Source organism: Pedococcus ginsenosidimutans (assembly GCF_039544395.1).
Classification (GTDB): domain Bacteria; phylum Actinomycetota; class Actinomycetes; order Actinomycetales; family Dermatophilaceae; genus Pedococcus; species Pedococcus ginsenosidimutans.
On record NZ_BAABLO010000001.1, the window covers coordinates 121,328 to 146,621 of the forward strand.

The 25,294-nt window shown below is 72.5% G+C and carries 25 protein-coding genes and 1 tRNA gene; 5 read left to right on the forward strand and 21 right to left on the reverse strand.

The genetic code is table 11. From position 1 onward, the window contains the following. Positions 1-43: 43 nt before the first annotated feature. Genes ABEA42_RS00630 through ABEA42_RS00640 form a run of 3 tightly spaced genes read right to left on the reverse strand, consistent with a single transcriptional unit; the run spans position 44 to position 3,604 of the window. Entirely contained in the window at positions 44-1,396 is a 1,353-nt protein-coding gene (locus ABEA42_RS00630) for a glycoside hydrolase family 130 protein (RefSeq protein WP_345500448.1), read from the reverse strand. Next, the gene (locus ABEA42_RS00635) at positions 1,393-2,469 is read right to left on the reverse strand and encodes a glycosyltransferase (RefSeq protein WP_345500450.1); all 1,077 of its coding nucleotides are present in this window, start codon (positions 2,467-2,469) and stop codon (positions 1,393-1,395) included. Before ABEA42_RS00635 ends, ABEA42_RS00630 begins: the two co-directional genes overlap by 4 nt. Position 2,470: 1 nt before the next feature. Beyond that, positions 2,471-3,604 (reverse strand): glycosyltransferase, encoded by a 1,134-nt coding sequence (locus ABEA42_RS00640; protein WP_345500451.1) that lies wholly within the window; start codon positions 3,602-3,604, stop codon positions 2,471-2,473. A gap of 349 nt (positions 3,605-3,953) precedes the next feature. On the opposite strand from ABEA42_RS00640, the gene ABEA42_RS00645 reads away from it, so the two are divergent. After that, the gene (locus ABEA42_RS00645) at positions 3,954-4,973 is read left to right on the forward strand and encodes a glycosyltransferase family 4 protein (RefSeq protein ID WP_345500452.1); all 1,020 of its coding nucleotides are present in this window, start codon (positions 3,954-3,956) and stop codon (positions 4,971-4,973) included. Positions 4,974-5,017: 44 nt separating this feature from the next. Here ABEA42_RS00645 and ABEA42_RS00650 read toward each other — a convergent pair whose 3' ends face one another. Continuing rightward, positions 5,018-5,602, reverse strand: coding sequence for a TetR/AcrR family transcriptional regulator (locus tag ABEA42_RS00650; RefSeq protein ID WP_345500453.1), 585 nt, complete (start codon positions 5,600-5,602; stop codon positions 5,018-5,020). 115 nt (positions 5,603-5,717) lie between these two features. Here ABEA42_RS00650 and ABEA42_RS00655 point away from each other — a divergent pair, with 115 nt between their 5' ends. Continuing rightward, the gene (locus tag ABEA42_RS00655; protein WP_345500454.1) at positions 5,718-7,232 is read left to right on the forward strand and encodes an MFS transporter; all 1,515 of its coding nucleotides are present in this window, start codon (positions 5,718-5,720) and stop codon (positions 7,230-7,232) included. 80 nt (positions 7,233-7,312) lie between these two features. On the opposite strand, the gene ABEA42_RS00660 is transcribed toward ABEA42_RS00655, so the two are convergent. Beyond that, positions 7,313-7,396: transfer RNA gene (locus ABEA42_RS00660), tRNA-Tyr, on the reverse strand. Between the two features lie 89 nt (positions 7,397-7,485). Here ABEA42_RS00660 and ABEA42_RS00665 point away from each other — a divergent pair. Continuing rightward, positions 7,486-7,986, forward strand: coding sequence for a YajQ family cyclic di-GMP-binding protein (locus ABEA42_RS00665; protein WP_345500455.1), 501 nt, complete (start codon positions 7,486-7,488; stop codon positions 7,984-7,986). Positions 7,987-8,394: 408 nt separating this feature from the next. On the opposite strand, the gene ABEA42_RS00670 is transcribed toward ABEA42_RS00665, so the two are convergent. Next, a complete protein-coding gene (locus ABEA42_RS00670; RefSeq protein ID WP_345500456.1) occupies positions 8,395-8,970 on the reverse strand; it encodes a hypothetical protein in 576 nt (191 codons plus the stop codon). 120 nt (positions 8,971-9,090) lie between these two features. On the opposite strand from ABEA42_RS00670, the gene ABEA42_RS00675 reads away from it, so the two are divergent. Continuing rightward, positions 9,091-9,645 carry a hypothetical protein gene (locus ABEA42_RS00675; protein ID WP_345500457.1) on the forward strand — a complete coding sequence of 185 codons (555 nt, stop codon included), beginning with the start codon at positions 9,091-9,093 and terminating at the stop codon, positions 9,643-9,645. Between the two features lie 9 nt (positions 9,646-9,654). On the opposite strand, the gene ABEA42_RS00680 is transcribed toward ABEA42_RS00675, so the two are convergent. From ABEA42_RS00680 to ABEA42_RS00750, 15 genes are all read right to left on the reverse strand, one after another. Further along, a complete protein-coding gene (locus ABEA42_RS00680; protein ID WP_345500458.1) occupies positions 9,655-9,909 on the reverse strand; it encodes a hypothetical protein in 255 nt (84 codons plus the stop codon). Positions 9,910-10,710: 801 nt separating this feature from the next. Then, the gene (locus tag ABEA42_RS00685) at positions 10,711-11,661 is read right to left on the reverse strand and encodes a serine/threonine-protein kinase (RefSeq protein ID WP_345500459.1); all 951 of its coding nucleotides are present in this window, start codon (positions 11,659-11,661) and stop codon (positions 10,711-10,713) included. 153 nt (positions 11,662-11,814) lie between these two features. Then, entirely contained in the window at positions 11,815-14,289 is a 2,475-nt protein-coding gene (gene pepN / locus ABEA42_RS00690; protein ID WP_345500460.1) for an aminopeptidase N, read from the reverse strand. A gap of 151 nt (positions 14,290-14,440) precedes the next feature. Beyond that, entirely contained in the window at positions 14,441-14,644 is a 204-nt protein-coding gene (locus ABEA42_RS00695) for a cold-shock protein (protein WP_056882186.1), read from the reverse strand. A gap of 246 nt (positions 14,645-14,890) precedes the next feature. Next, positions 14,891-15,766, reverse strand: coding sequence for a zinc metalloprotease HtpX (gene htpX / locus ABEA42_RS00700; protein WP_345500461.1), 876 nt, complete (start codon positions 15,764-15,766; stop codon positions 14,891-14,893). Between the two features lie 38 nt (positions 15,767-15,804). After that, positions 15,805-17,277, reverse strand: a complete 1,473-nt coding sequence (locus tag ABEA42_RS00705) for a proton-conducting transporter transmembrane domain-containing protein (protein ID WP_345500462.1) — start codon at positions 17,275-17,277, stop codon at positions 15,805-15,807. After that, positions 17,274-18,749 (reverse strand): complex I subunit 4 family protein, encoded by a 1,476-nt coding sequence (locus tag ABEA42_RS00710; RefSeq protein WP_345500463.1) that lies wholly within the window; start codon positions 18,747-18,749, stop codon positions 17,274-17,276. The genes ABEA42_RS00705 and ABEA42_RS00710 overlap by 4 nt, the downstream gene beginning before the upstream one ends. After that, entirely contained in the window at positions 18,743-20,620 is a 1,878-nt protein-coding gene (locus tag ABEA42_RS00715) for an NADH-quinone oxidoreductase subunit 5 family protein (protein WP_345500464.1), read from the reverse strand. Before ABEA42_RS00715 ends, ABEA42_RS00710 begins: the two co-directional genes overlap by 7 nt. Then, complete coding sequence (gene nuoK, locus ABEA42_RS00720) at positions 20,617-20,916, reverse strand: NADH-quinone oxidoreductase subunit NuoK (protein WP_345500465.1); 300 nt, start codon at positions 20,914-20,916, stop codon at positions 20,617-20,619. The genes ABEA42_RS00715 and nuoK overlap by 4 nt, the downstream gene beginning before the upstream one ends. Continuing rightward, entirely contained in the window at positions 20,913-21,422 is a 510-nt protein-coding gene (locus ABEA42_RS00725) for an NADH-quinone oxidoreductase subunit J family protein (protein ID WP_345500466.1), read from the reverse strand. The genes nuoK and ABEA42_RS00725 overlap by 4 nt, the downstream gene beginning before the upstream one ends. Continuing rightward, positions 21,419-22,069, reverse strand: a complete 651-nt coding sequence (locus tag ABEA42_RS00730; protein ID WP_345500467.1) for a NuoI/complex I 23 kDa subunit family protein — start codon at positions 22,067-22,069, stop codon at positions 21,419-21,421. Before ABEA42_RS00730 ends, ABEA42_RS00725 begins: the two co-directional genes overlap by 4 nt. Beyond that, positions 22,066-23,031: a complex I subunit 1/NuoH family protein gene (locus tag ABEA42_RS00735; RefSeq protein ID WP_345500469.1), complete on the reverse strand. Its 966-nt coding sequence runs from the start codon at positions 23,029-23,031 to the stop codon at positions 22,066-22,068. The genes ABEA42_RS00730 and ABEA42_RS00735 overlap by 4 nt, the downstream gene beginning before the upstream one ends. Then, positions 23,028-23,558: an NADH-quinone oxidoreductase subunit C gene (locus ABEA42_RS00740; protein WP_345500470.1), complete on the reverse strand. Its 531-nt coding sequence runs from the start codon at positions 23,556-23,558 to the stop codon at positions 23,028-23,030. Before ABEA42_RS00740 ends, ABEA42_RS00735 begins: the two co-directional genes overlap by 4 nt. Next, the gene (locus ABEA42_RS00745) at positions 23,555-24,142 is read right to left on the reverse strand and encodes an NADH-quinone oxidoreductase subunit B (RefSeq protein ID WP_345500471.1); all 588 of its coding nucleotides are present in this window, start codon (positions 24,140-24,142) and stop codon (positions 23,555-23,557) included. The genes ABEA42_RS00740 and ABEA42_RS00745 overlap by 4 nt, the downstream gene beginning before the upstream one ends. Continuing rightward, entirely contained in the window at positions 24,142-24,501 is a 360-nt protein-coding gene (locus ABEA42_RS00750) for an NADH-quinone oxidoreductase subunit A (protein WP_345500473.1), read from the reverse strand. The genes ABEA42_RS00745 and ABEA42_RS00750 overlap by 1 nt, the downstream gene beginning before the upstream one ends. Before the next feature lie 96 nt (positions 24,502-24,597). On the opposite strand from ABEA42_RS00750, the gene ABEA42_RS00755 reads away from it, so the two are divergent. Further along, entirely contained in the window at positions 24,598-25,245 is a 648-nt protein-coding gene (locus ABEA42_RS00755; RefSeq protein ID WP_345500474.1) for an LON peptidase substrate-binding domain-containing protein, read from the forward strand. Positions 25,246-25,294 lie beyond the last annotated feature (49 nt).

The following is a 25,294-nucleotide window of genomic DNA, read 5'->3' on the forward strand; positions in this document are numbered from 1 at the left end:
CTCCGGCTCGACCGGGCGCCGACGGCACCGCACTCCCGCGAACCTACTCTCCGCGCCCCTGCAGCCTCGCGAGCAGGGGTCCGAGGTCGACGAGGGCGAACCGGACCACGGCATCGCTGCACCCGTACGGGAGCACGAGCTGCCCCGCGTGGACGAGGCCGCCGCAGGAGTAGACGACGTTGGGGACGTACCCGTCGCGCTCCTGTGCGGTCGGGGTGAGGAACGGCGCCTGTAGGGAGCCGAGCACCCGCGTGGGGTCCTCGAGGTCGAGCAGCATCGCACCGATGCCATAGGTGCGCATCGGGCCGACGCCGTGGGTGAGGACCAGCCACCCGGCGTCGGTCTCCACCGGCGAGCCGCACTGACCCAGCTGCACCAGCTCCCACGGGCGCCCCGGACGGGTCAGGGTCGTCGACGCCCCCCACCGCACCGCGTCGGTCGAGGAGGTGAGACCCAGCGACTCACGGTCCCACCGGGTGAGGGCCAGGTAGCGCCCGCCGACCTTGCGAGGGAACAGGGCCATCCCCTTGTCCTTGGCCGAGGGCCCCTCCTGACGACGGCTCTCGAAGGTCACGAAGTCCTCCGTCGTGAGCAGCCGCGGCGCCACCGAGGTGCCGTCGTAGGCCGTGTACGTCGCGTGCCACGTGGGTCGGTCCCCGCCCGTGAACCTCACGAACCTCGCGTCCTCGATGCCGTTGCTCTCCACCGCCGCCGTGGGGAACACGACGCGGGCCGACAAGGGACGGTCGGCGTCGTACCGCACCCAGTAGGTGGCGTCGCGGGCCGGTTCGGCGCGGTCGCCGGGGGGTGGGGCCGCCCGTTGGTCGCTGGACAGCCAGACCGGGGCGACCGTACCCGTCGAGGGGTGGGGGTCGGGGGCGTCGAGCCGCGGCCCACCGGCGCCGCCGAGGACACCTGTACGGAACTCGATGCTGGACACGTGGCCCTCACCGACGGCTCGCAGGCTCATGACGAACCGCAGCTCCCCGTCTGCCAGCCCCGCTTGGTCGGGGTGGGCGACCAGCGAGGGGTTGAACAGCGCTGCCGCCTCGAGGGCGTACTCCTGGGTGAAGTACGCCCCCAGCAGGTCGCGTCGCGTCGCCGAGAGCTCGGCTGCACCGGCGATGCGGTGGGCCACCAGTGAGAAGTGCGCCCTGAAGGTCCCGAGCAGGTCGTGGTGGCGGTCGGCGAAGCGGCTGACGGTGTCCGCGAGCACCGCGGTGGCAGTCTGCTCGTCCAGGGCCAGGATCCGGTCGATGACCGCGGCGGCCCGTGAGGTCCCGCTGCTCATCAGCTCCTGCCCCGGCAGGAAGAGGCGTGCCAGCACCCGCGAGGGGTCCGGGTGCAGCTCCGGTCCGGTGCGGTGGACCCACTCCGGGTCCCCGCCGCCGCTCACGGGGCCTGTGGACCGGGTGCGGCCACCCCGAGCCGTTGTGCCTGCTGGAGAGTGGAGATCATCGCGATGGTCGACTCCGCGCCCTGGTTCTCGTTGCGGCCCCCCGCTTCCAGGCCGTCGCAGCCGCCCCCGCTGTGGGGGTCGTGCAGCACGGTCTGGGAGTCGTTGGAGCCCTCGAACCACGCCGCACACCGACCGACCGCGTCGCGCCAGCGGGGGTCTGCCGTCACGTCGAACGCCCGGGCACAGGCGTCGGCGAGTGCCGCGACCTCGATGGGCTGCTGGTCGAACTGCGGCCGTGGCTCGCCGATCCCCCAGCCCGCGGCCGGAGAGACCGAGACGTGGCCGGCGGCGGTGTCGGTGTCGAGCAGCCAGCCCAGCATCCCCAGTCCCTCGGTGAGCCACTTCCAGACCCCCAGCAGCGAACCGGCCGCGACGAGGGTCTCGGCGAGGGCCGCGTTGGCGTAGGAGAGGCGCTCCTCGGGCCAGCGCCAGCCGGGGATGAGCACCTGTGCCGTCCCGAGCAGGGGGTCGGCGGGGGCGATCAGGGCTGCGGCATCCGCGAGCAGTGCCCGCGCCGCCGCGTCGTCGGGGTGCACCGTCAGCACCTCGGCCGCGCCCAGGGCGGCGAACGCCATGGCACGGGGCCACGGCGAGCGTTGCTGCGCGCCGGCCGTGAAGGCCTGTAGTCCCTTCCAGTCCACGAGCTCGGGGGCCCTTGCGACTCCCGTGCCGAGGGCCCACAGGGCGCGCCCCCAGCAGTCGTCGGTGCTGGGTTCGTCGGACCACGGGGCGTCGACGTGGCGCCGGTTGTGGAAGCGCCCGTCGTCCACCTGGGCGTCCAGGACGAAGTGGAGGTACGTCGTGGCCAGGGCCGCGAGCTCGACGGTGTGCTCGGGCTGTCGCGCGGCCACCACGAAGGCCCGCGCCACGTCGTCGACGCAGTAGCCGTGCTCACGGCGAGGCACCGTCAGCTCCGCGTGCTCGAAAAGGCCCACGGCGTCGGTGAGGGTGTACAGGTGCTGGAACGAGACGGGGGGCAGCGTCACCGGGACGGGGGTGGTCTGCGTCATCTCAGACCCCCGCGAGGACGCGGGCGGACAGGACCTGGCCGGCCAGGTCGCGGTACTGCTGGGCCACCGCCGGCCACAGGAGCTGGGGTGCGATGCGGCGCGCCTCGGCGGACATGGCCTCGGCGAGGCCCGGCTCGGTCAGCACCCTGCGCAGGCCCTGCGCGATCGCGCCGGGAGCCTGCCGCCCGACGAGCAGCCCGGCGCCGCTGCCGAGCACCTCCACGGCGTGGGGGAACCGCGTGGACACCACGGGCTTGCCCGCAGCCAACGCCTCGACGAGCACTCCCGAGGTGACCTGCTCGGTCGAGTCGTAGGGAAGCAGCACGACATCCGCGGCATCGACCTCACGTCGGAGGTCATCCGGCGGGAGGTAGCGGGCGTCGAACTCGAGGAGGTCCTCCACCCCGGTGCGACGGGCCCGCTCGACCAGGGCGTCGCGGTACCTCTCACCCTCGTGCTCGAGCACCTTGGGGTGCGTCCGGCCGACGACCCGGTAGCGCGGCGAGAGGTCGCGCAGCTGGTCGAGGGCCTCGACACCCCACTCGATCCCCTTGCCGGCCCCGAGCAGCCCCCACGTGAGCACCACGGGTCGCTGCTGGGCGGGCCGGACGCGATGGGTGGACGCCACGGCGGTGCCGGGTGCGGCGCCGTGCGGGACGACGGTGACGGCCTCGACGTCGAGGCCGTAGTGCGCGACCAGCCGGTCGCGCGCGGTACGGGTCATGGTCACCACGGCAGCGCTGCGCGCAGCGAGCTCGCGGACGATGTGGAGCTGGCGTGCGGACGGTGACACCAGGACGGTGTGGACGACCAGGACGACCGGCGCCGACAACCGGCGGGCGACCTCGAGGACGTCGGCACCGTCGGGTCCGCCGAAGATGCCGTACTCGTGCTGGACCACCACGACGTCGTGCCGGTCGAGGACGGCCGCCGCCCCCGCGGCGCCCTCGGCGCTGCCGCGGACCCACTGGTGCACGACCTCGGGGTGGGTCACCTCCTCGGGGCCGTCGACCAGCTGGACGACACCGACGACGTCCTCGGGCGAACCGAGGGCGTCCACGAGCGACCGGCTGAAGGTCGCGAGCCCGCACGGGGTCGGGGGGTAGGTGCTGAGGACTCCGTAGGACACGGACATTGGGCGAGCCTTCCTGGTCGACCCCCGCGTCGACAGCCGACGTGGAGCACTCCACCCGGAAGGGTGGGACGTGCACGCACGGTGCGCTGGGGGCCGTCGCGGCGTCTTCACGCGCAGGCCTGTCGAGACGTCGTCGTCGCGATGCGCCTCGTTTCCTGACGAGACGGCGAGACCCTTGACGGTAGCAGCCCCACCACCCGGGGGCCCGGGTCCGACCGCGCCTCGGACCATGAGCCGCCCTCCCCTCCGACGGCGTGGCTAGGGTGGCCCTGACGCCCCGTACCGCGCAGCATCCTCACCGCTGCCGCACCGGCACCTGCCGCGCCACACCCAGCGGACGGAGCGCCCCATGAGGATCGGCGTCATCGCCTCGATCGCCCATCGCCTGCCCCCGGTCGGTTACGGCCCCTGGGAACAGGTCGCCTCGACCCTCACCGAGGGCTTCGTGGCCGCGGGCCACGAGGTGACGCTGTTCGCGACCGCCGACTCCACGACGACGGCCCGTCTGCACCCGACGGCACCCCACGGGTACGAGGAGTCACCCGGCCTCGACGCCAAGGCCTGGGAGGGCCTGCACAACGCGGCGGCGTTCGAGCGGGCGGGCGAGTTCGACGTCCTCGCGAACCACTTCGACTTCATGCCCCTGACCTACAGCCGCCTCGTGGACGTGCCCGTCGTGACGACGATCCACGGCTTCTCCTCAGCGGCGATCCTGCCCGTGTACCGCGAGTACGACGACGTCGCCCGCTACGTCGCCATCAGCGACGCCGACCGGCACCCCGACCTGCACTACACGGCGACCATCCACCACGGGGTCGATCCGGCCGCCTTCACGTTCGTGCCGGGGCCCGGCACCTACCTGCTGTTCCTGGGGCGGATCCACCCCGCCAAGGGGACGCACGCCGCGATCGAGGTCGCTCGCCGGGCCGGCCAGCGCCTGGTGATCGCCGGCATCGTCCAGGACCAGGCGTACTTCGCCGACCGGGTCGCGCCGCTGGTGGACGGCGAGGCCGTCACCTACGTCGGACCTGTGGGACCCGCCGAGCGCGACTCCCTCCTCGGTGGCGCGCTGGCACTGCTCCACCTCATCGACTTCGAGGAACCCTTCGGACTGTCGGTGGTCGAGGCACTGGCCACGGGGACCCCTGTCGTCGCGACCCCGCTGGGGTCGATGCCCGAGCTGTTGCGCCAGGGCGTGACGGGCTTCCTCGTCAAGGACGTCGAGGCCGCGGTGGCGGCCGTCGCCGAGGTGGCCACGCTCGACCGCAGGGTGTGCCGCGACGAAGCACTCACGCGGTTCTCCGCGGAGCGGATGGTCCGCGACCACCTCAGGGTGCTGGAGCGGGTCGTCGGCGAGTCCCGGACCTGAGGAGCCTGCGACCGACGAGGCGTCGGGGTGGAGCGACGCCGGGGTCAGACCGCCCGGATGCCGCCCAGGACGATGCTCACGACCCGCTCCTGCTGGGCAGGGTCCAGCTCGCCCATCATCGTGCAGCCCCCGACGAGGCGCAGCAGGTCGGAGGGCTCGACGTCCTTGCGGGCGACGCCGGCGTCCTGGGCGTGGTGGAGCACGGCGGCCGCTGCGTCGTTGACCGCCTGGCGGGAGTGCGTGAGCAGCTCGGAGTCGCGACCGACCGCGTCGACGAGCGCCTGGAACAGCGCACGCTTGGTGGCCACGTAGTCGAGCAGCACCCACACCCACTTCTCCAGGGCGACCCACGGCTCCTCGTCCTCGACGAGCCGCTGGGCCTGGGCGCCGAGCGAGTCGACGTCCTCGCGGTACACGGCCTCGAGCAGGGACAGGCGGGTGGGGAAGCGCCGGTAGAGCGTGCCGATGCCCACTCCCGCCCGGCGGGCGATCTCCTCCAGCGACGCCTCCGCACCGGACTCGCGCAGCACCTCACGGGCGGCGAGGAGCAGCCGCTCGAGGTTGCGCTGGGCGTCGGCGCGCATCGGTCGCTCCGCAGCGAGCTGGTCGGCGGCGGGCGTCGGGACCACCTTGCATACCTCCATCACGGGAAAGGACTTGCAAACCGGAGGCACCCTCCGTATCTTCGTATGCGGAGGGACCTTCCACTTCTCCACCCATCGTACTCGAAGGAGCAAGGCCAACGTGTCTGCCCAGACCCTCGCCGCTCCGGCGGCCCGCCCCGCGTCGCCCCCGGCACGCGGCCCCCGCCTCCGCGTCTCCCCCACCGTCGTCCTCGGCGTCATCCTCACCGCCCAGCTCATGGTCGTGCTCGACGCGACCATCGTGAACGTCGCGCTGCCCCGGATGCAGACGGCGCTCGGCTTCAGCCCCACGGGCCTGTCATGGGTCCTCAACGCGTACACGCTCGCCTTCGGCGGGCTCCTGCTGTTCGGGGCCAGGGCCGGCGACCTGTTCGGCCGGCGCCGGGTCTTCCTGACCGGCATGGCCCTGTTCGCCGCCGCCTCCTTCGCCGGGGGCTTCGCCACCACCTCGACCTGGCTGGTCGCCTCCCGCGCGGCCCAGGGCGTCGGCGCGGCACTCGCCGCCCCGGCGGTCCTCGCCCTGCTCATGTCGACCTTCCCCGAGGCCCGCGAGCGCACCCGCGCCCTGGGCCTGTTCACCGGCGTCTCCATCGGAGGGGCCGCGATCGGGCTCATCGCCGGAGGACTGCTCGTGCAGTGGTTCTCGTGGCGCTGGGTGATGTTCGTCAACGTGCCGATCGGCCTCGCCGTGATCGCCGCCGCGCTGCTCGTCGTGCCGGAGACCCCGCGGGCGACCGGGCGGATCGACGTCGCCGGCGCACTGAGCTCGACCCTCGGCATGACCGCACTGGTCTACGGGTTCGTCCGCGCCGCCGAGGCCGGCTGGGGCGACGCCGAGACGATCGCGTCATTCGTCGCCGCGGTGGCGCTGCTCGCCCTGTTCGTCCTCGTCGAACGACGCGCCGCCCACCCGATCGTGCCCCTCGAGCTGTTCGCCAACCCGACCCGTGCGGGTTCGTACGCGGGCCGGCTGCTGCTGGTCGCGGGGATCATGGGGACGTTCTTCTTCACCACCCTGTTCCTGCAGGACGTGCTCCACTACAGCCCGCTGCAGACCGGCCTGGGCTTCCTGCCGCTGACCGCGGCGCTGTTCCTCGCCTCCCAGCTCAGTGCGCGACGCTTCGTCGAGCAGTTCGGGCCGCGCCGCGTGATGGTGGTCGGGACGCTGCTCTCGACGACCGCCCTGGCGCTGCTCAGCCGGATGTCCGAGACCAGCAGCTACTGGGCCATCCTCGTGCCGCTCGTCCTGCTCGGCCTGGGCAACGGCACCGCCTTCGTGCCGCTCACCGGCGCCTCCCTCCACGAAGTGGAGCCGCAGCACGCCGGCGCCGCCTCCGGCCTGGTCAACGTCACCCAGCAGGTCGGCGGGTCCCTGGGCCTCGCCCTGCTCGTGACGGTGTTCGGGACCGCCAGCCGGCACGCTGCCGCCGAGCCGCGGCACGGCCGCTCGCTCGTCGAGCAGTCGCAGCACGTCTTCGTCGCCGGTGCGTCGACCGCCCTGACGGTCGCCGCCGGGCTGCTGCTGCTCACCGTGGTGGTCGTGTCCCAGCTGCACCGCACGCCGCGGGCCGCTCGTGCCGAGGTGGCACAGGCCGAGGTCGCCCCGGCTGCGTAGCCCCGACCCGCCCTGGGCACAGGGACGAATGACGAAGGGCCTCCGGTCAGCGTTTCCGCTGTCGGAGGCCCTTCGGCACGTGGTGGCAGGTGAAGGATTCGAACCTTCGTAGCTTTCGCGATGGATTTACAGTCCACTCCCATTGGCCGCTCGGGCAACCTGCCTGGGTGCGCGTGGAAGGATAGCAAGGACACCCGCGATTGCCGAAACCGGCGCCCACCGCACCTCGTGGCGCCCAGGAAGGACACCCCACATGGCCGACAGCTCGTTCGACATCGTCAGCAAGATCGACCACCAGGAGGTCGCCAACGCCCTCAACAGCGCTGCGCGCGAGGTGGCGACGCGCTACGACTTCAAGAACGTCGGCGCCTCCATCGAGGCCAGCGGTGAGGACAAGGTCGTCATCAAGGCCAACACCGAGGAGCGCGCCAACGCCGTCCTCGACGTCTTCCAGACCTGGCTGGTCAAGCGCAAGGTCTCCCTCAAGCACCTCGATGTCCCCGAGCGCGGCCCGCAGCTCTCCGGCAAGGAGTACCGCCTCGAGGTCGGCCTCAAGGAGGGCATCTCCCAGGAGAACGCCAAGAAGATCGGCAAGATCATCCGCGACGAGGGACCCAAGTCGGTCAAGAGCCAGATCCAGGGCGACGAGCTGCGGGTGACGAGCAAGTCCCGTGACGACCTGCAGGCCGTGCAGGCGCTGCTCAAGGGCAAGGACGACCTCGACTTCGCGATCCAGTTCACCAACTACCGCTGAGAAGCGGTGCGCCCTCACCGCATCGTCGCAGGTGAGGGCGCTGCCGCTTCTACTGCTGCTGCGCGCTGGGCACAGGCTGGGCACACCACGCGCGGTCCAGTGCGGCGCGCACCCGGTCCTCGCTCTGCGGCCACTACTACGCGCCTCGCTGGAACCGCAGGACGGACCCCGATGAGGGGCCGACGTCGTTCCCCCAAACTGACGCCCCTAAAGCCACGCGCCGTCCGCCTGCTGGCAGCCGCAGCGGAGACCATGCCCCCGTGCCGCCGCGCCCCCCGCCTGTGGGACGGGCGCACCCCAGACGACAGGGAAGCCGCCAGCCACCAATGCCTGGCCTGCCCCCTCGAAGGCTGGCGCGGGTGCCGCGCGCCGCGAGAGGGCTGCGGGCTAGGAGGTGGGGTCTGCGGGCTAGGAGGCGGGGTCTGCGGGTGCGTCGTCAACGACTCCCAACTCGTGTCGCACCATTGCGCGTAATTTCTGCAGGCCGTCATCGGCCTTCCCGAAGTAGTCCCTGACCTGTTCCGCATAGGCGTCGCTGTCGTCGCGTCGTCGCGCGTTGCCCATAACGCCTGCCATGACCAGGCATTGGCTCACGTACTGCGCCTCTCGGTGGATGGCCTTTGCGCCCAAGATGCCGATGGCTTCCACCGCCTTGTCGGCCTCATTTCCTAGTTGCTCCGCCTCTTTTCGTGCCATGGCATTGCTCTCATCGTCGGGCCCCACACCCAATAGCAGGTCGCTGGCGTAGCCCCAGCGCGTACGGCTCAACTGCGCCTGAAGGACCGTCATCAGGGCGGAGTAAAGCCGGTGCTGTTCTGCCAGCCATCGAGCGCGGTCCTCCCGCTGCCAGCGCTGGTTCTCGCGCTCTACTTCACGCTCCCAGCGCTCCTGATCCTTCCTGCCTTGCAGGACGCCACCGATGTACACGCCAGCGAGGCCGGACACGGGCGCGGCAACCACCTTCGCGAACTCCACCCAGTCCATGAGGGGCACGGTATATCCAGAACGGGCTGCGCACAGGGGAGGGTGAAGGCAGCAGTGGTACCGCGCGCCCTGCGTGGGAAGTCCCTCGCGCAGCCCTCACCAATGCGATGCTCTGCGGCCATGAGCAATTTCACGTGGCAGGTAGCGGTGATATCGGCCGCGATCAGTGCCGTTGTGGGGGCGGGCGTTTCGCTACTGGCCGTGTCACAGACCACCATTCGGCAGCGCAGAGCGGAGAGCCGCGACGACGCGCGGTTGGAGTTGCGTCGCGTGCTGCAGCCAATGCGCGCGAAGGTGCGCAAGTACCGGGCGCGAATGCTGTCGGGCATGAAGCGGGACGCTCACCGCATCGAGGGAGACGACTACGTGCTGGCGAGCGCGGTGCTGGCTGCTGCCGACGGGCTGCACCCGGTGAGGCGGTGGCTGGTGCTCCGGCGCGCGCGTCGGGTATTCGGTCCCTTCATGGTTGCCGTGGCTGACCTGTCGCCGACGCAGGGCGACACGTTGGGCTCAATAGCGCCGTTACTCATGGCGCAGCACGACCCATCCAAACTGGGTTTGGCTGATGACGAGTTGCGGCTGGGCCTACTTCATGAGGCCCTAGTGTGCGACCCGGGGTCGGAGCAGGTGCGCCGCCTTGAGCGGGAATTAACCCGGTTAGCGTCGGGGTGGTGAGGCACCCGATCAGATGTCGAAGTACGCGTCACCCATCACCAACATGGGGTCGGCGCCGAACTCCACGCACTTGTCCGCCATGTCTCGGTTGGTCAGCTTGTCCACCCTGTCGATCCGCACCTTCACCAACAGCTCCCCCAGGCGCACACCCTCGGCGATCAGCCGCAGGTCCGGCGGGTTGCCCCCCCCAACCTCAGCAGCCCGTAGTTCGACAGCACCTCCACCTCCAGCACGGTGCGGAAGTACGGTGCCGGCGAACCCCACAGCGGGTCGCCCAGCCCCACACCACGTTGCTGTCGTTCATCACGATCTCCTCTCGGCCGGTCGCTCCCGACGATGCCATCGCCGAGGGTGCGGGGGCGCGAATCAGCCAACCCCGACCCCGGCCCTGCCCTCCCCGTTAGCCCACTACGGCAATCGACTTTCTGCCGCTGGGGGTCATGCCGATGGTGGAACCGCCGTCATCGGCTTCGGCCTAGGTTCGCTGGCATGCTGGCGACGCAGCGGCTCCAGGCGGCATGTGTGTGGGTAGCCCTGTGCTTCGTGTTCTTCCTGCTCATGTTCATCGTCCCGGTGCAGGGAGCACGCGCTCCGCAGGGTTATTGGTATCAATGTCCCTCCCTGTCCACCATCGCCCGGCTCAGAGCCGACCCTCATGCAGAGGACGACCGCATGTCGGGGCTCACGACCAGCCGCGCCTACATCGCATGCCGCAAGGGCCCCGCCACCCGGTGGGCCGCAGCAAGCGTGCTACTGCCAACGCTGCTGTGCCTAAGCGGGTTCGTATCCTTCGCCCGCGCCGACTCACGGGCGCGCCTGCCGCAGTGACGCGCTTGCGGGTAGCGGCTGGGCGCACGTTGGGCACGGAACAGGTACCAACGGGGGTCACCGCAGTACAACGCTGTGAGTGCCGGCCGCAGGTCGGTGTGGGTAGAGGGGGCATTCTTGGAGGTCAACGCCTTGCCTACGGCAGCAGACCAACTACCGCTGAGCCGCACCCCCGCCGCGACGAACGACGCCGCCGCACCCCGGACGGGATGCGGCGGCGTCGTTCGTCAGTGCGTGTCAGGCCTCGATGGCCAGGGTGGGACCGCCGAGGTCCGGGAACCGCAGGACCGAGCCGTCGGAGTCGGTGTCGGGCGAGTCGTCGGACCAGCCGTCGAGGGCGATCGCGAGGCCGAGGGCGAGCCCTGCCATCTCGTGCTCGCCGATGCCGACGCGGCGGGCGACCTCACGGGCGTTCTCGGGCCGGGCGGCCGGGTCCTTGGACAGGCAGTCGGTGACGAGCTCGGCCAGGTCGTGCGGCACGTCGTCGGGCAGCGGCGGCGGGGGCTCGTTGACGTGGCTCAGGGCCGTCGCGACCGGGGTGCCGCGGTCGAACGGCCGCCGCCCGCTGAGCATCTCGTGGGCGACGACGCCGAGGGCGTAGAGGTCGCTGGCACCGGTGGCCGACTCACCCATCGCCTGCTCGGGGCTGATGTAGTGCGGCGTCCCCAGCATCTCCCCCACCCGGGTGTGGCCGGCGGCGTCGAGCGCCCGCGCGATACCGAAGTCGGTGAGCTTCACGAGGCCGTCGGGGCGCACGAGGATGTTGGCGGGCTTGACGTCGCGGTGGACGACGCGGGCCTCGTGGGCGACACCGAGGGCCAGCGCGGCCTGGCCGAGCAGGGAGCGCACCTCGGGGGCCGGCAGGGCACCGCGTCGGCGCAGCAGGAGCGACAGCGGCTCGCCCCTGACGAGCTCCATGACGAGGAAGGCCAGCCCGTCGTCCTCGCCGTAGTCGAACAGCGTCGCGATGTTGGTGTGCAGCAGGGCCGCGGAGTGGACGGCCTCGTCGCGGAACCGCTTGGCGAAGAGCTCCTCGTGCCCGGTGTCGGGCCGCATCACCTTGATCGCGACCGAGCGCTGGAGGACCTGGTCGGTGCCGGCCCAGACGTCGGCCATGCCACCGGAGGCGATCCGTGCGCCGAGCACGTAGCGGTCGCCGAGGACGAACCCCTCGGACAACCTGTTCATGCTGCGAGCTCCACGCGGAGACCTCCGTCGACCGAGGTGGGCGTCGATTGACATCTCAAGAACCTCGCCCGTGCATCGTACGCCCACCGGGGACAAAACGCGCGCGGACGCCCAAGCCTCCCACCCCGCCTGACCTGCGACGACGCGGTCGGCTCAGCCGAACGTCGCCCGCGAGCGCAGGGCCTCCTCCAGCTGCGACTGCGCGTCGACGATGGACCGGCGGACCGCCGCGGTGAGGTCGCTGCGCTCGAGGGCAGCCCGGCTCAGCGTCGCGGTCTCCTCCTCCACGACCCGGGACGGGTAGGCGAGCGTGGCCACCCGGGCGAGCGCGTCGTCCCCGACCCACGCGGCCATGTCCGGCACGTCGGTGAAGTACCGCGCGGCGTACGGGCGCAGGACTTCGGGCTCCCCCGAGGACCAGAACCCCTGGGCGAGGGCGTTGAGCTCGTAGTTGGACCGCGCGCGGTTGGCCGTCAGCTCGTCCCAGGCCCAGGCCTTGGCCTCCGCCGACGGCATCGACGCCCCCGCCATCAGCGCGCTGAGCCGGCCCTGGAGGGTGTCGTCCTGCTCGCGGGTGCGCTCGACGAGGTCGCGGCCCGCGAGCCCGCGGGAGGCGAGGTTGCGCACGACGATCCAGCCGAAGTCGGAGTCGTCCTCGAGGCCCTGCGGGCGCTCCTTGCCGGCGGCCCAGTCGTGCAGGAGCGCCTCGTCGGCACTGGTGCGGGCGACCGTCCGTGCGGCGACGACGGCGCGGGTGGACCCGGGCGCGGCGTCGGCCAGCACCGCGGTCGCCGCCCGCGCGACGACCTGCTCCGCCTCGTCCTGCTCGGCGTGCGGAAGGAAGGTCGGGATGATGCGCCCGAGCAGGCTCATCACGGTGCGGTTCAGCACCGAGTCGTTGTCCTCGCGCGGCCACGCGTGGCCGAAGGTGCGGACCATGACCCGGGGGTCGACCTTGCCCAGGGCGACACCGTCGATGAGCGACACCCACACGACCGCGCGCGCCTGCGGGTCGGGCACCTCGGCCAGCGCCGTCGGGACCGCCTCCACGGAGGCGGGGTCGAGCGTGACCGTGGCCCAGGTGAGGTCCCCCGCGTTCGGGACGACGAGGTCGGCGGAGGCCGTGTCACCCAGCTCCGGCACCTGCGTGGCGTCGGCGGTCACCGTCACCCCGGTGCGGAAGACCTCCGACCCCCCGGCGAACCCCGCGACGTCGAACGTGTGCGGGCGGTCGGCCGGCGAGTCGGCCGGTACGGCGCGGTGCAGCGTGCCACTCGCGCGGTCCAGGGAGATCACGTCGACCCCCGAGGTCAGCAGCCACGCGCGTGTCCACGAGGCGAGGTCCTTCCCGCTCGCCTTCTCCATGAAGCCCATGAAGTCGGCCAGCGTGCCGTTGCCGAAGGCGTGCTCGCGCAGGTAGTCCGAGACACCGGCGATGAACGCGTCGTCGCCGATGTGCGCGATGAGCTGGCGCAGCGTCGCCGCGCCCTTGGCGTAGGAGATGCCGTCGAAGTCCTGCAGCGCCGACTCGGCGTCCAGCGCCTCGGACCCGGCGACCGGGTGGGTGGAGGGGGTGCGCTCGGCTGCATACCCCCACGCCTTGCGGGCCATGGTCGAGTCCACCCACGCCTCGCTGCCGAACTCGGTCACCGCCGAGATGGTGCGGTGCGACATGTACTCGGCGAACGACTCGTTGAGCCACAGGTCGTCCCACCACTGCATGGTGACGAGGTCGCCGAACCACATGTGCGCCATCTCGTGGGCGATGGTGTTGGACCTGGTCAGCACCTCGTCGCGGGTCGCCTGGCCGCGGAAGACGTAGACGTCGCGGAAGGTGACGCACCCGGGGTTCTCCATGGCGCCGGCGTTGAACTCGGGCACGAACACCTGGTGGTACTCCCCGAACGGGTATCGGATCCCGAAGAGCGAGTGGTAGTAGTCGAAGCTCTGCCTCGTGACCTCGAGCATCTGCGGCGCCTCGCGCTCGAGCGCGTCCCTGAGCGACGCGCGCGCGTGGATGCCGAGCGGTATGCCGTCGTGCTCGCTCCGCACGGACGCGTAGGGCCCTGCGCAGACGGTGACGAAGTAGGTCGCCAGCGGCCGGGTCTCGGCGAGCTCCCAGCGACCGGGCGCCGTGCGGGTCGCGGCGCCGTTGCCGAGGACGGTCCACGCCTCCGGCGCGGTGACGGTGACGGCGTACGGCGCCTTGAGGTCGGGCTGGTCGAAGCAGGCGAAGACGCGCGGACCGGCGTCGAGGAAGAGGTGGCCGTAGACGTAGTGCTCACCGTCGGCGGGGTCGACGGCGCGGTGCAGGCCCTGGCCGTCACGGCTGTAGGCCATCACCGCCTCGGCCTCCAGCACGTTGTCGGCCGCGAGCCCGTCGAGCTGGAGGCGGCCGTCGCGCAGTCCCGCGACGTCGACGGCCGTGCCGTTGAGGACCAGCGACCGGAGCTCGACCGGCTTGACGTCGACGAACGTCGAGGCTCCCGGCTCGGTGCAGGAGAAGGTGATCCGCGTCCGGGAGGTGAAGTGCTCCTCCCCCTGGTCGAGGTCGAGGTCGACCTCCATCCGCGTCACCTCCAGCAGGGCTGAACGGGTGCGGGCCTCGGACCTCGTGAGCGACGGCATGGGTGCGATCTAACCAGCCCGACCCGGGTGTGCGTGCCGGCCCCCGGGCCGTCGCAAGCCGCCCCGGACCCTGTCGAACCGCCTCAGGACGGACCGAAGCCCCCGACCAGTGCTGGTCGGGGGCTTCGGGAAGATCACCGGTTGCGGTGGATCAGATGACGCGGACCTTCTCGGCCTGCGGGCCCTTGGGGCCCTGCGTGATGTCGAACTCCACGCGCTGCGCCTCGTCGAGCGAGCGGTAGCCGGAGGAGTCGATCGCGCTGTAGTGCACGAAGACGTCGGGGCCGCCGCCGTCCTGCTCCACGAAGCCGAAGCCCTTCTCAGCGTTGAACCACTTGACTGTTCCCTGTGCCATGGGATTTCTCGTTCCTGTTGGCCGAGGTGGACGCGGTCGCGACCCACCAGCTGCGCACACCACCACGACACGGAACAAGCCGCTGAAGAAAAAAGGCCCGCACACTGGCGGGCCCACTCAGACGAGGAACTGCAACTGCAACTGGGACCAGAGTAGCGCACCGCGGCCGTTCTCCGTACTCGGCCTCCCCGGACCCGCCCGGCGCAGCACCAGCTGCCTCCCGGACGGGGCCGGACCACCGCCGCCTCAGCGCTGGCGGAAACCGTACGCCTGCTGCTCCAGCCGGGCGATGCGCTCGGTCATCGGCGGGTGCGTGGAGAAGAAGCGCGAGACGTCCTGGGGCCGGAACGGGTTGGCGATCATCATGTGGCTGGAGTTCTGGATGGCTGGCGTGGGCTGGAGGGGTGCGCGCTGGACGCCGACCTCGAGCTTGCGCAGCGCCGAGGCGAGGGCGAGCGGGTCGCCGGTGAGCCGGGCGCCGTCCTCGTCCGCGTCGTACTCGCGGGTGCGGCTGATGGCCATCTGGATCATCATCGCGGCGAACGGCGCGAGCAGGGCCATGGCGAGCATGGCGAGCGGGTTGGGGCGGTCCTCGTCGTTGCCACCGCCGCCGAACATCCCGGCGAACATGAGCATCTGCGCGACGGAGGTGATGACACCGGCGACAGCGGCGGCGACCGAGCCGGTGAGGATGTCGCGGTTGTAGACGTGCATGAGCTCGTGGCCCAGCACGCCGCGCAGCTCGCGCTCGTCGAGCAGCCCGAGGATGCCCTCGGTGCAGCAGACCGCGGCGTGCTCGGGGTTGCGACCGGTCGCGAAGGCGTTGGGCGCGGCGGTGGGGCTGATGTAGAGCTTGGGCATCGGCTTGCCGGCACCGGTGGAGAGCTCGCGGACGATGCGGTACATCGCCGGCGCCTGCGCCTCGCTCACCGGGTAGGCGTGCATGGCCCTGATGGCCAGCTTGTCGGAGTTCCAGTAGCCGTAGGCCGTCATGCCGACGCCGAGCAGGGCGAACAGCCAGATGTAGCGGCCGCCGCTGATGACCGACCCCATGGCCAGGAGCAGGGCGAAGATCGCGCCGAACAGCGCTGCGGTCTTGAGCCCGTTGAAGTGGTTGTGCATGCCTGGGTCAACGCCGGTTCGGACCGCGGCGTTCCCGCCTACTCCAGCAGCCCGACGAGCAGCTGCGGCAGCACGCTCGTCGCCACGAGCACCGTCCCGCTGAGCACCAGGGCAGCGAGGAGCGGGCGCGCGACGGGGCCGCCGAGGAGGCCGTGGTCCGCCGCCTCCTGGGGCTCGGGGTCGCGCAGCAGCACCGCGAACCAGCGCAGGTAGACCGCGATGCCGACGACCGCGTTGGCGACGGCGACCAGAGCCAGCAGCCACTGCCCCTGCGCGACGACAGGGCGCAGCGCCACGACCTTGGCGACGAGGCCCACCACTCCCGGCGGGAGCCCGGCGAGGGACAGCAGGGCCAGGCCCAGCGCGCCGCCCAGCAGCGGCCGCGAGCGGAGCAGCCCCGTGTAGGCCGCGATCCGGCGCGGCGCTCCCCCGATGCTGACGACGTGGACCACGACGAACGCCACGAGGGTGGCCACGACGTAGGAGACCAGGTAGGCGCCGGAGGCGGCGGCGGACCCGGGAGAGGACGCGGAGAGCGGGAGCAGCACCCAGCCCGCCTGCGCCACCGTCGACCACGCCAGGAGGCTCACGGGGTCGTCCTGGGCGAGGGCCAGGAGGTTGCCGACGGTCATCGTCACCGCCGCGACGACCCCCACTGCTGCCAGCACCGGGGCGCCGGCCGCCACCAGCGGCTGCAGGACCACGACGAGGGCCGCGAGCGCTGCCACCTTCGACGTGGCGGCGAGGAAGGCCGCGACCGCCTCGCTGCCTCCGGCGTACGCCTGGGGGGTCCAGACGTGGAACGGCACCAGGGACAGCTTGAACCCGACCCCGGCGAAGAGGAGGAGCACGCCGAGCAGGAGCACGGCACGTCGCTCCGGGTCGTCCAGGGCGGTGGACACGGCGTCGGCGGCGAAGACCGCCTGGCCGGTCGCGAGCAGCCAGAGCGCGGCACCGAGCACGACGAGGGCGAACGACACCAGCGAGGTGGTCAGCAGGGCCAGGGCCCCTCGCCCCGCCTCGGCCGTGCCGCGCAGGGCGACCAGGGCCACGACGGGCAGGGTGGCGAGCTCGAGGCACACCAGCCACGACCCGAGGTCGTGGGCGGCCGCGACCCCCGCCGCACCGGCGGTGGCCGCGAGGACGAGGGACACGAGGACTGCCGGCCCGCCGCGCAGGGCGGCGCGACGGTCGGGCCACAGCAGCAGAAGCACGACGACCGCCGAGCCGAGGGCCGCGAGCTGCAGGGCGGTGGCGACTGGTCCCGCCTCGTAGAGGCAGGACCCGGCCCGGCCGGCCAGGCACAGCGACCGCAGCGGGGCCCCGCCGGAGGTCACTGCGGCGGGCAGGGCGAACCCCACCCCGGCGAGGAGCGCCGCGAGGCCGAGCAGGTGGTGCACGCGGACCAGGCGGGGGGCCGCGGCGTCGACGACGAGGACGAGCACGGCGCCCAGGGCTGGCGCGAGCACCGGCGCCAGGGCCACCCAGTCGAACGTCGCCACGGCGCTCACCGGGACGCCCCCACGAGCAGGGCCACGGTGTCGTGGGTCAGGGCCAGCAACGGTCCCGGGACCACCCCGAGCACGATGGTGGCGACGAGGAGGAGGACGACGACGCCCCACTCGGTGTGGCGGCTGTCCTCGATGGCCGGGGAGGTGCGGTCCCCCGCCCAGACGGTGCGCAGCACCCGCAGGGCGTACGCCGCTGCGAGCACCGTGCCCAGCGCGGCCACCACGGCGAGGGTGCGGAAGAGGGCGAGCGGGCGGTCGGGCGCAGGTGACCACGCGGAGTACACGCTGAGGAACTCGCCCCAGAAGCCGGCGAGGCCGGGCAGCCCGAGCGAGGCGGCGAACCCGACCACGAGCGCGAAGCCCAGCCGGGGCGCCACCTCGCGCAGGGCTGCCCTGGCCGTCTCGAGGTCGGCTCCGCCCCAGCGCTCCTTGAGGCCACCGACGACGACGAAGAGCAGGGCCGAGATGACCCCGTGCGCGACGTTCGCGAAGAGCGCCGCCTGCAGCCCGGTCTGCGTGCCGCTGGCGAGGCCGATGGCGACGAAGCCCATGTGGGCCACCGAGGAGTAGGCGACCAGCCGCTTGAGGTCACGCTCGACGAGGCAGGCGAGCCCTCCCCAGACGATCCCGACCGCGCCAAGCACGCCCAGCACCGGCGCGACCCGGGCGAACCCGTCCGGCACGGTGGCCAGCGGCAGCCGCACGAGGCCGTAGGTGCCCATCTTGAGCAGCACCGCGGCGAGCAGGACCGAGCCGGCCGTGGGAGCCGTGGTGTGGGCCGGTGGCAGCCACGTGTGCAGCGGGAAGACCGGCACCTTGACCGCGAGGCCCGCGACGAGCAGGGCCGCGACGAGCAGCTGGGTGGAGGCCGGGATGCCGCGCCCCGCCGCCTGCGCCATGGTCCCGAGGTCGGAGGTGCCCGAGGCCGAGACGAGGGCGAGGATGCCGACGAGCATCAGGGTCGAGCCGAAGGCCGTGTAGAGCACGAACCGGGCTCCGGCGTCGGCGCGCGCAGCCGGGCGGTGGGCGTCGCCGAAGCGGGTGATGAGCACCCACATCGGCACGAGGACCACCTCGAAGGACACGAAGAACAGCAGTGCGTCGCGGGCGAGGAACGTCGCGAGGGCCCCGAGCTCGACGAGCAGGAGGCAGGCGTGGAAGGCCGCACTGGTGCCGCCGACCGGGGGCCGGTCGCTCGTGTGGAGCACGACCACCACCCCGAGGACGGCGGTGAGCAGCAGCAGCGGGGCGCTGACCCCGTCGACGGCGAGGTGCCAGCGCAGGCCGAGCGAGGGCACCCAGGCACGGTCCACCTCCGGCCGCACCACGACCACGAGCACCACGGCGACGAGCGTGACGGCGCTGGCCACCGCGGCCAGCCGGTTGACGGCGCGGTGGCCGAGGCCACGACCGGCGGTGAGCAGCCAGGTGGCGACGGCGGCGGGGACCAGCAGCGCGACGAGGGTCACCACAGCGCCACCCCCGCGAGCGCCACGGCCACCGCTCCCGCGACGACCCAGGCGAGGCCGGTCGCGGCCCGCTCGGCCTGGTGGGCGCGGTCACCACCCCGGCCGGCGAGCGCGGCCCCGACGGCCGCCCCGCGCACGTACGCGTCGACGACCTCGCGGTCGAGGAAGACGACCAGGCGCGCGAGGGCGAGCACCGGGGTGGCGACCAGCGCTACGTACAGCCGGTCCACCCCGAAGCCCCGGTCGAAGTGAGGCATCCGGGCGCCGACGAGCCGCACGGCAGGGTCCGAGCCCCCGGCGAACCGGCGCACGAGCAGGCCAGTGCCGACGACGAGCAGGACACTGAGCACCGCCATCAGCCAGCCGATGTGGCCCTCGAGGTCGACGAGCGGCGTCAGCACGACGAGTCCCCCCACGACGGTGAGGACCGTGAGCACCACCACGGCCGTCCGCACGGCCGGGGTCGCGGTGTCGCCGTCGTGCCGCTCGGCGTCGAAGGCGGTGACGTCGTCGAGGACGAGCCACGCCCGCATGCAGTAGGCCGCAGTGAGGACGACGGTCACGAGCCCCGCGAGCAGCACGAGCCAGGCCCGCGCCTCACCCGCGGACGCCCCCGCCTCGGCCGCTGCGAGGACGTGCTCCTTCGAGACGAAGCCGACCAGCGGTGGCACGCCGGCGAGCGACAGCAGCCCGACGAACATCGCCGGCCGCACGACCAGGTGACCACGCAGGCCACCGCGCAGGGTCGTGGCCGCGGTGCCGCCGACCGTGACGCTGAGCCACCCGATCGCGAGGAACAGCAACGCCTTGAAGAAGGCGTGCGAGTAGAGGTGCAGCACCCCTGCGCCGGGGCCCTCCTTCGCAGGTGCCACGGCGACGGCTGAGAGCATCAGCGCCACCTGACTCAGGGTGGAGTAGGCGAGCAGCCGCTTGAGGTCGCTCTGCCCGAAGGCCAGCAGCGCGGCCCAGACCATCGTGACCGCGGTGCTGGCCGCCAGGACCCAGCGTGCGCCGTCGCTGGCCGCCAGGACGTCGAAGAGCTGGGCCAGCACGAACGTCCCGGCAGCCACCATGGTGGCCGCGTGGATGAGCGCCGAGGCCGGCGTGGGGCCCTCCATGGCGTCGGGCAGCCAGTCGTGGAACGGCACCATGCCGGACTTGCCCAGGATCCCGATGACGAGCAGCACCATGGCGACCGTGCGCAGGGTGCCGTCCGGGGCGGCGCAGGCGGCCACGGCCGTGTCGGCGCACTCCGTGACCGGCCCCCAGGCCGACAGGACCTGCCGGTATGCCGTGGAGCCGGCTCCCACGGCCAGGACCACCACGCCGAGGACGAAGCCCACGTCCGCCAGCCGGGTGACGAGGAAGGCCTTCACTGCCGCCCGCCGGGCGGACTCCTTGCGGCTCCAGTGCCCGATGAGCAGGAAGGAGCACCAGCCCATCACCTCCCAGCCGACGAGGGTGAGGACGAGGTCGGCGGACTGGACGACGAGCAGCATGCCGGCGGTGAACAGGGAGACGGTGGCGGCGAAGGTGCCGTAGCGGTCGTCGTCACGCAGGTACCAGCCGGCGAACGCCTGGACCGCCCAGCCGACGACCGCCACGACGAGGGCGATCAGCGCGGTCGCCGTGGTCGCCTGGAGCTCCAGCGGGATGCGCAGCTCGCCGGCAGCCAGGGCCGGGACGGTCGCCACCGCTCGCGACGCCGAGCCGGTGTGCACGCCCACGAGCTGGACGAGCCCCGCGAGGACCGTCAGGGCGGCGGCACCGACGGCGAACCCCCGAGCCGGTCCCGGCCGGCGGGCCAGGAAGAGCCCCAGCACGGCGGCCAGGGCCGGCAGCAGGACGACCAGCCGTGCCGCGGCGGCGCTCACGACCGGGGCTCGCTGAGGTCGACGTCACCGCGCATCCGGAACACCGCCAGCACGACCGCGAGGGCCACGCAGACCTCGGCGGCCGCGATGGTGATGACGAACAGGGTCAGCACGTTGCCCGCGGCCCAGCGGTCCCCCGCCGACGCCCCGACGGCGACGAGCAGCAGCGTGGCGGCGTTGAGGACCAGCTCGACCCCGATGAGGACGAGCACGGCGTTGCGGCGGGCGAGGACGCCGTACGTCCCGAGGCCGGCGAGGACGGCGGCGAGCAGGTAGGGGCCGGCGAGGTGGATCACGCCCCCTCCTCCCGCGAGGTGCCCACCCGCGAGACGGCGAGGGCCGCCACGAGCGCCACGAGCAGCAGCAGCGAGAGCACCTCGAAGGGCCACACCCAGGTGCCGAACAGCTCACGCGACAGGACCGAGGTGTCGGTCTCGTGCCTGTCCACGGGGTGGGCCAGTGGCAGCAGCACGCTGGCCAGCAGCGCGGTCACCCCGGCACCGAGGACCGCGGCCAGGGTGCGGTGCAACGGGCTCGTGGAGATCTCCGCCCGGGGGCCGATCGGCGCGCGGGTCAGCATGAGCGCGAACAGCACCAGGACGACCACGGCCCCGACGTAGACGAGGACCTGCACGAGCGCGACGAGCTCGGCGCCGAGCACGAGGTAGCAGCCCGCCACCGACCCGAGGCAGACCACCAGCCACAGGGCGGCGTGGACGACGTGGCGCGTGGTCACGGCGAGGAGCCCGCTGGCCGCGGCGATGGCACCCACCGCCGCGAAGGCGAGGTCGAGCCCGGTCACGCCTCGGCCTCCGGCGCCGGGGTCACCCGCGTGGGACGGGCCGGGCGTGCCGACGGCGCCCGCACCGCGCGGGGCGGCTTGTTGACGGCGGCGACCTCGGCGGGCTCGGCCGCGTGCTCGTCGAGGGCCGGCGGCGGAGGGACGGTCGGCATCCACTGGCCGAGCCTGTCCTTGTCGTGCAGCAGGTCGCGGATGTCGAGCTCGGAGTACTCGAACTCGGGGCTCCAGTGCAGCGCGTCGAACGGGCAGACCTCGATGCAGATGCCGCAGTACATGCAGAGGCTGAAGTCGATGGCGAACCGGTCGAGCACGTTGCGCTGCCGGTCGCGTCCGCCCGGGGTCGTCGCCGGGATCGTCTCCTTGTGTGAGTCGATGTAGATGCACCAGTCCGGGCACTCGCGGGCGCACAGCATGCAGGACGTGCAGTTCTCCTCCAGCAGCGCGATCACGCCACGGCTGCGGGGCGGCAGGTGCGGCTGCACGTCGGGGTACTCCGCCGTGTGGGTCGGCCTCGCCAGGGTGCGGGCTGTGGTGGCCAGGCCCTTGAGGATGCCCGGTACGGCGCCGCCGCTGCTGCGCCTGGTCGGCTGGGGCCGGGTCTGGGGCGGCTGGGGCTGGGTCGGCTCGGGTTGGGTCGGTTCGCTCATGCGCTCACCACCACCCAGACTCCGGTGAGTGCCAGCTGCGCGAGCGCGAGGGGCACCAGGACGAGCCAGGCCAAACGCTGGAGCTGGTCCTCGCGCAGCCGGGGCCACGCGACCCGCAGCCAGATGACGACGACCGCGATGCAGAAGCCCTTGAGCACCGTCCACACCCAGCCGAGCTGGTCGCTGAACGGACCGTGCCAGCCACCGAGGTAGAGCACGGCGAACAGCAGCGACATCACCACGATCCCGGCGTACTCGCTGAGCAGGAAGAACGCGAACCGCAGCCCGGTGTACTCGGTGTAGGCGCCGAAGACGATCTCGGAGTCGGCCACCGGCATGTCGAACGGCGGCCGCTGGAGCTCGGCCACGGCGGACACGAGGAACACCACGGCCCCGGGCAGCTGCCACAACAGCCACCACGGCGACCACGCCGCGGCGACGCCCGAGAGGGACAGCGACCCGGCGGCGAGGCAGACGCTCGCCACCGCCAGGACCATCGGCAGCTCGTAGGAGAGCAGCTGGGCCGCCGCGCGCATGGCGCCGAGCAACGAGTACTTGTTGGCGCTCGCCCAGCCGGCCATGAGCGTGCCGAGGATCCCGACCGCCGTGACCGCGAGGACGAACACCGCGCTGGCCGGGGCGTCGGCGGCCACGACGTCGGGCGACAGCGGGATGACCGCCATCGCGACGAGGTAGGGCACGAGGGCGACGGCCGGGGCGAACCGGAAGACACCCCGGTCGGCGGCGGCCGGGGTGATGTCCTCCTTCTGGACGAACTTCACCCCGTCGGCGACGAGCTGGGCCCAGCCGTGGAAGCCGCCGGCATACATCGGGCCGAGCCGTCCCTGCATGTGGGCCATGACCTTGTGCTCGGTCTGGCCGACGAGCAGCGGCAGGACGAGGAAGGCGGCCAGCACGGCCACCGCCCGCAGGCCGACCTCGAGGGCGTCCGCGCCGGTCACCGCGGCCCCCACTCGGGGTCCGGCACGCCGGGTGCGGAGACCCGGCGCCGACCCGTGGGCTTGCTGTGCTCGCTCTCCCCCGGTTCCTTGGCACCGGGCCACTGCTTGGACGCCCGCGCCGCCAGGACGAACGACTTGCGCAGCGGGGTGCCCTCGAAGCCGTCGGGGAGCAGCAGCGGGCGCAGCCCCCGCCCCGTGCCGTCGTCGAAGCCCCCGAAGCCGAGCCCGAACATCTCGTGCGTCTCGCGCTCGTGCCACGCCGCCCCGCGGAAGACGCCGGTGATGCTCGCGAGCGGGGCACCTTCCGGCACGCGGGTGCGGATCATGGTGCGTCGCAAGGCAGTCGGCGTCGAGGGGTCGAGCAGGTGGCAGACGACGTCGAGCCCCGGCACGTCCGTCGCGTCGGCCTGGTCGACCGCGGTGAGCCAGTCGAAGAAGGTGAAGCCCTCCGCGCGGGCCGACTCCGCCGCAGCCACCCAGTCCTGCGGCTCGACCTCGCGCCGCTGCACCGACGCGGGGTCGCTCACGGCCGCCCTCCCGCCGGCGGCTGCACGAGCCCGCGGGTGACCTCACCGGCCGACGCGGTGCGGTGCGCTGCATACTTGCCGCGAATCCCCTTGGTGCTCAACGTCTCTGCCGCGATCTTCTCCTGGAGCCGCAGGATCCCCTGGAGCAGCGACTCGGGACGCGGTGGGCAGCCGGGCACGTAGACGTCGACCGGGATGATCGTGTCGACACCCTTGGTGACGCTGTAGGAGTCCCAGTAGGGGCCGCCGGAGTTGGAGCAGGCGCCGAACGAGATGACGTACTTCGGCTCGGGCATCTGGTCGTAGAGCCTGCGCACGGCCGGCGCCATCTTGTCCGTGACCGTGCCCGAGACGACCATGAGGTCTGCCTGCCGCGGACCCGGCGCGAAGGGGATGACGCCGAGGCGGATGAAGTCGTGGCGGGCCATCGACGCCGCGATGAACTCGATGGCACAGCAGGCGAGGCCGAAGTTGAACACCCACAGCGAGTAGCGCCGCCCCCAGTTGAGGACCACCCGGATCGGCTGCGGCGCGAGGTCGGTCGCCGGGCCGACGCGCGGCAGCGGCAGGTCGACCGGGGCCATCAGACCCACCTCAGCAGGCCACGTCGCGCGGCGTGCACGAGGCCGACGAGCAGGACACCGATGAACACGCCGATCTCGACGAGCGACGCCGCGCCGAGGTCCGCGGAGCGCACGACGAGCGCCCACGGGAACAGGTAGACCGCGTCCACGGCGAAGATGACGTAGAGGAAGGCGTAGACGAAGTAACGGACCTGGGTCTGCGCCCAGCCCTGCCCCACCGGGTCGACACCGGACTCGTACGTCGTGAGCTTGGCCCGCGTCGGGGCGCTCGGGGCGAGCAGCCGGCGGGCGCCCATGGCCGCGACGAACAGCAACAGGCCGACCACGACCACTGCGGCGACGACGACGTAGGGCGACACGGTTGGCAGCCTAGTCGGAGGTGCCCGGCAGAGGGCTCCACCACCGCGACGGCGGGACGGCTGTCGGTGCCGGCCGCGCGGGCCTACCGTGGGGACATGGCGCGGGTCCCGCTCTTCCCCCTCGGCACCGTCCTCGTCCCCGGTGCGAGCCTGCCGCTGCAGATCTTCGAGCCGCGCTACATCGTGCTGCTCAGCGACCTCCTCAACGCGATGGACGTCCCCGAGTTCGGCGTGGTCGCCATCCGGCAGGGCCACGAGGTCGGTGCCGGTTCCGTGCACGACCTGCACGACGTCGGCTGCCTGGCGCGGGTCACCCAGGCTGCGTCCCTCGGCGACGGCCGCTACCTCGTGGTCAGCACCGGGGTGCGGCGCTTCCACCTCGACGCGCTCGAGCCCGAGGCCGGCACGGCATACCCCACCGGGGAGGTGACCGTCCTGGAGGAGCCCACCGGCGGCGAACGCCAGGTCGCCGACCTCGCCGAGCGGCTGCGACGGGCCCTGCACGCCTACGCGACCACCCTCGGCGCCGAGGAGCCGCAGTGGCCCGACGACCCGGTCGCGCTCTCCTACGAGGTCGGGGGCGCCGTCGGTCTCGACCTCGGCGACCGCCAACGGCTGCTCGCCGCCACCGACACCGAGAGCAGGCTGCGCCTCGCGCTGCGCCTCGTCCGGCGCGAGCAGGGCCTGGCCAGCACGATGGGTCTGGTGCCACCGCCACCGGAGCGCCCGTACAACCCCAACTGATGGCGCGAAGCGGTAACCGGTGGCGCGGGGCACGCGGCGTACGACAGGG

Excerpts from the sequence above, each read along its gene's own strand:
- ABEA42_RS00745 (WP_345500471.1), bottom strand. The coding sequence starts at position 24,142 with ATGGCCCCGGTCGACCTGCCGCTGCCGCGCGTCGGCCCGGCGACCGAC.
- ABEA42_RS00670 (WP_345500456.1), bottom strand. The coding sequence starts at position 8,970 with ATGGACTGGGTGGAGTTCGCGAAGGTGGTTGCCGCGCCCGTGTCCGGC.
- ABEA42_RS00675 (WP_345500457.1), top strand. The coding sequence starts at position 9,091 with ATGAGCAATTTCACGTGGCAGGTAGCGGTGATATCGGCCGCGATCAGT.
- htpX (WP_345500461.1), bottom strand. The coding sequence starts at position 15,766 with ATGCACAACCACTTCAACGGGCTCAAGACCGCAGCGCTGTTCGGCGCG.
- pepN (WP_345500460.1), bottom strand. The coding sequence starts at position 14,289 with ATGCCGTCGCTCACGAGGTCCGAGGCCCGCACCCGTTCAGCCCTGCTG.
- ABEA42_RS00640 (WP_345500451.1), bottom strand. The coding sequence starts at position 3,604 with ATGTCCGTGTCCTACGGAGTCCTCAGCACCTACCCCCCGACCCCGTGC.
- ABEA42_RS00635 (WP_345500450.1), bottom strand. The coding sequence starts at position 2,469 with ATGACGCAGACCACCCCCGTCCCGGTGACGCTGCCCCCCGTCTCGTTC.
- ABEA42_RS00730 (WP_345500467.1), bottom strand. The coding sequence starts at position 22,069 with ATGAGCGAACCGACCCAACCCGAGCCGACCCAGCCCCAGCCGCCCCAG.
- ABEA42_RS00665 (WP_345500455.1), top strand. The coding sequence starts at position 7,486 with ATGGCCGACAGCTCGTTCGACATCGTCAGCAAGATCGACCACCAGGAG.
- ABEA42_RS00685 (WP_345500459.1), bottom strand. The coding sequence starts at position 11,661 with ATGAACAGGTTGTCCGAGGGGTTCGTCCTCGGCGACCGCTACGTGCTC.
- ABEA42_RS00755 (WP_345500474.1), top strand. The coding sequence starts at position 24,598 with ATGGCGCGGGTCCCGCTCTTCCCCCTCGGCACCGTCCTCGTCCCCGGT.
- ABEA42_RS00645 (WP_345500452.1), top strand. The coding sequence starts at position 3,954 with ATGAGGATCGGCGTCATCGCCTCGATCGCCCATCGCCTGCCCCCGGTC.
- ABEA42_RS00695 (WP_056882186.1), bottom strand. The coding sequence starts at position 14,644 with ATGGCACAGGGAACAGTCAAGTGGTTCAACGCTGAGAAGGGCTTCGGC.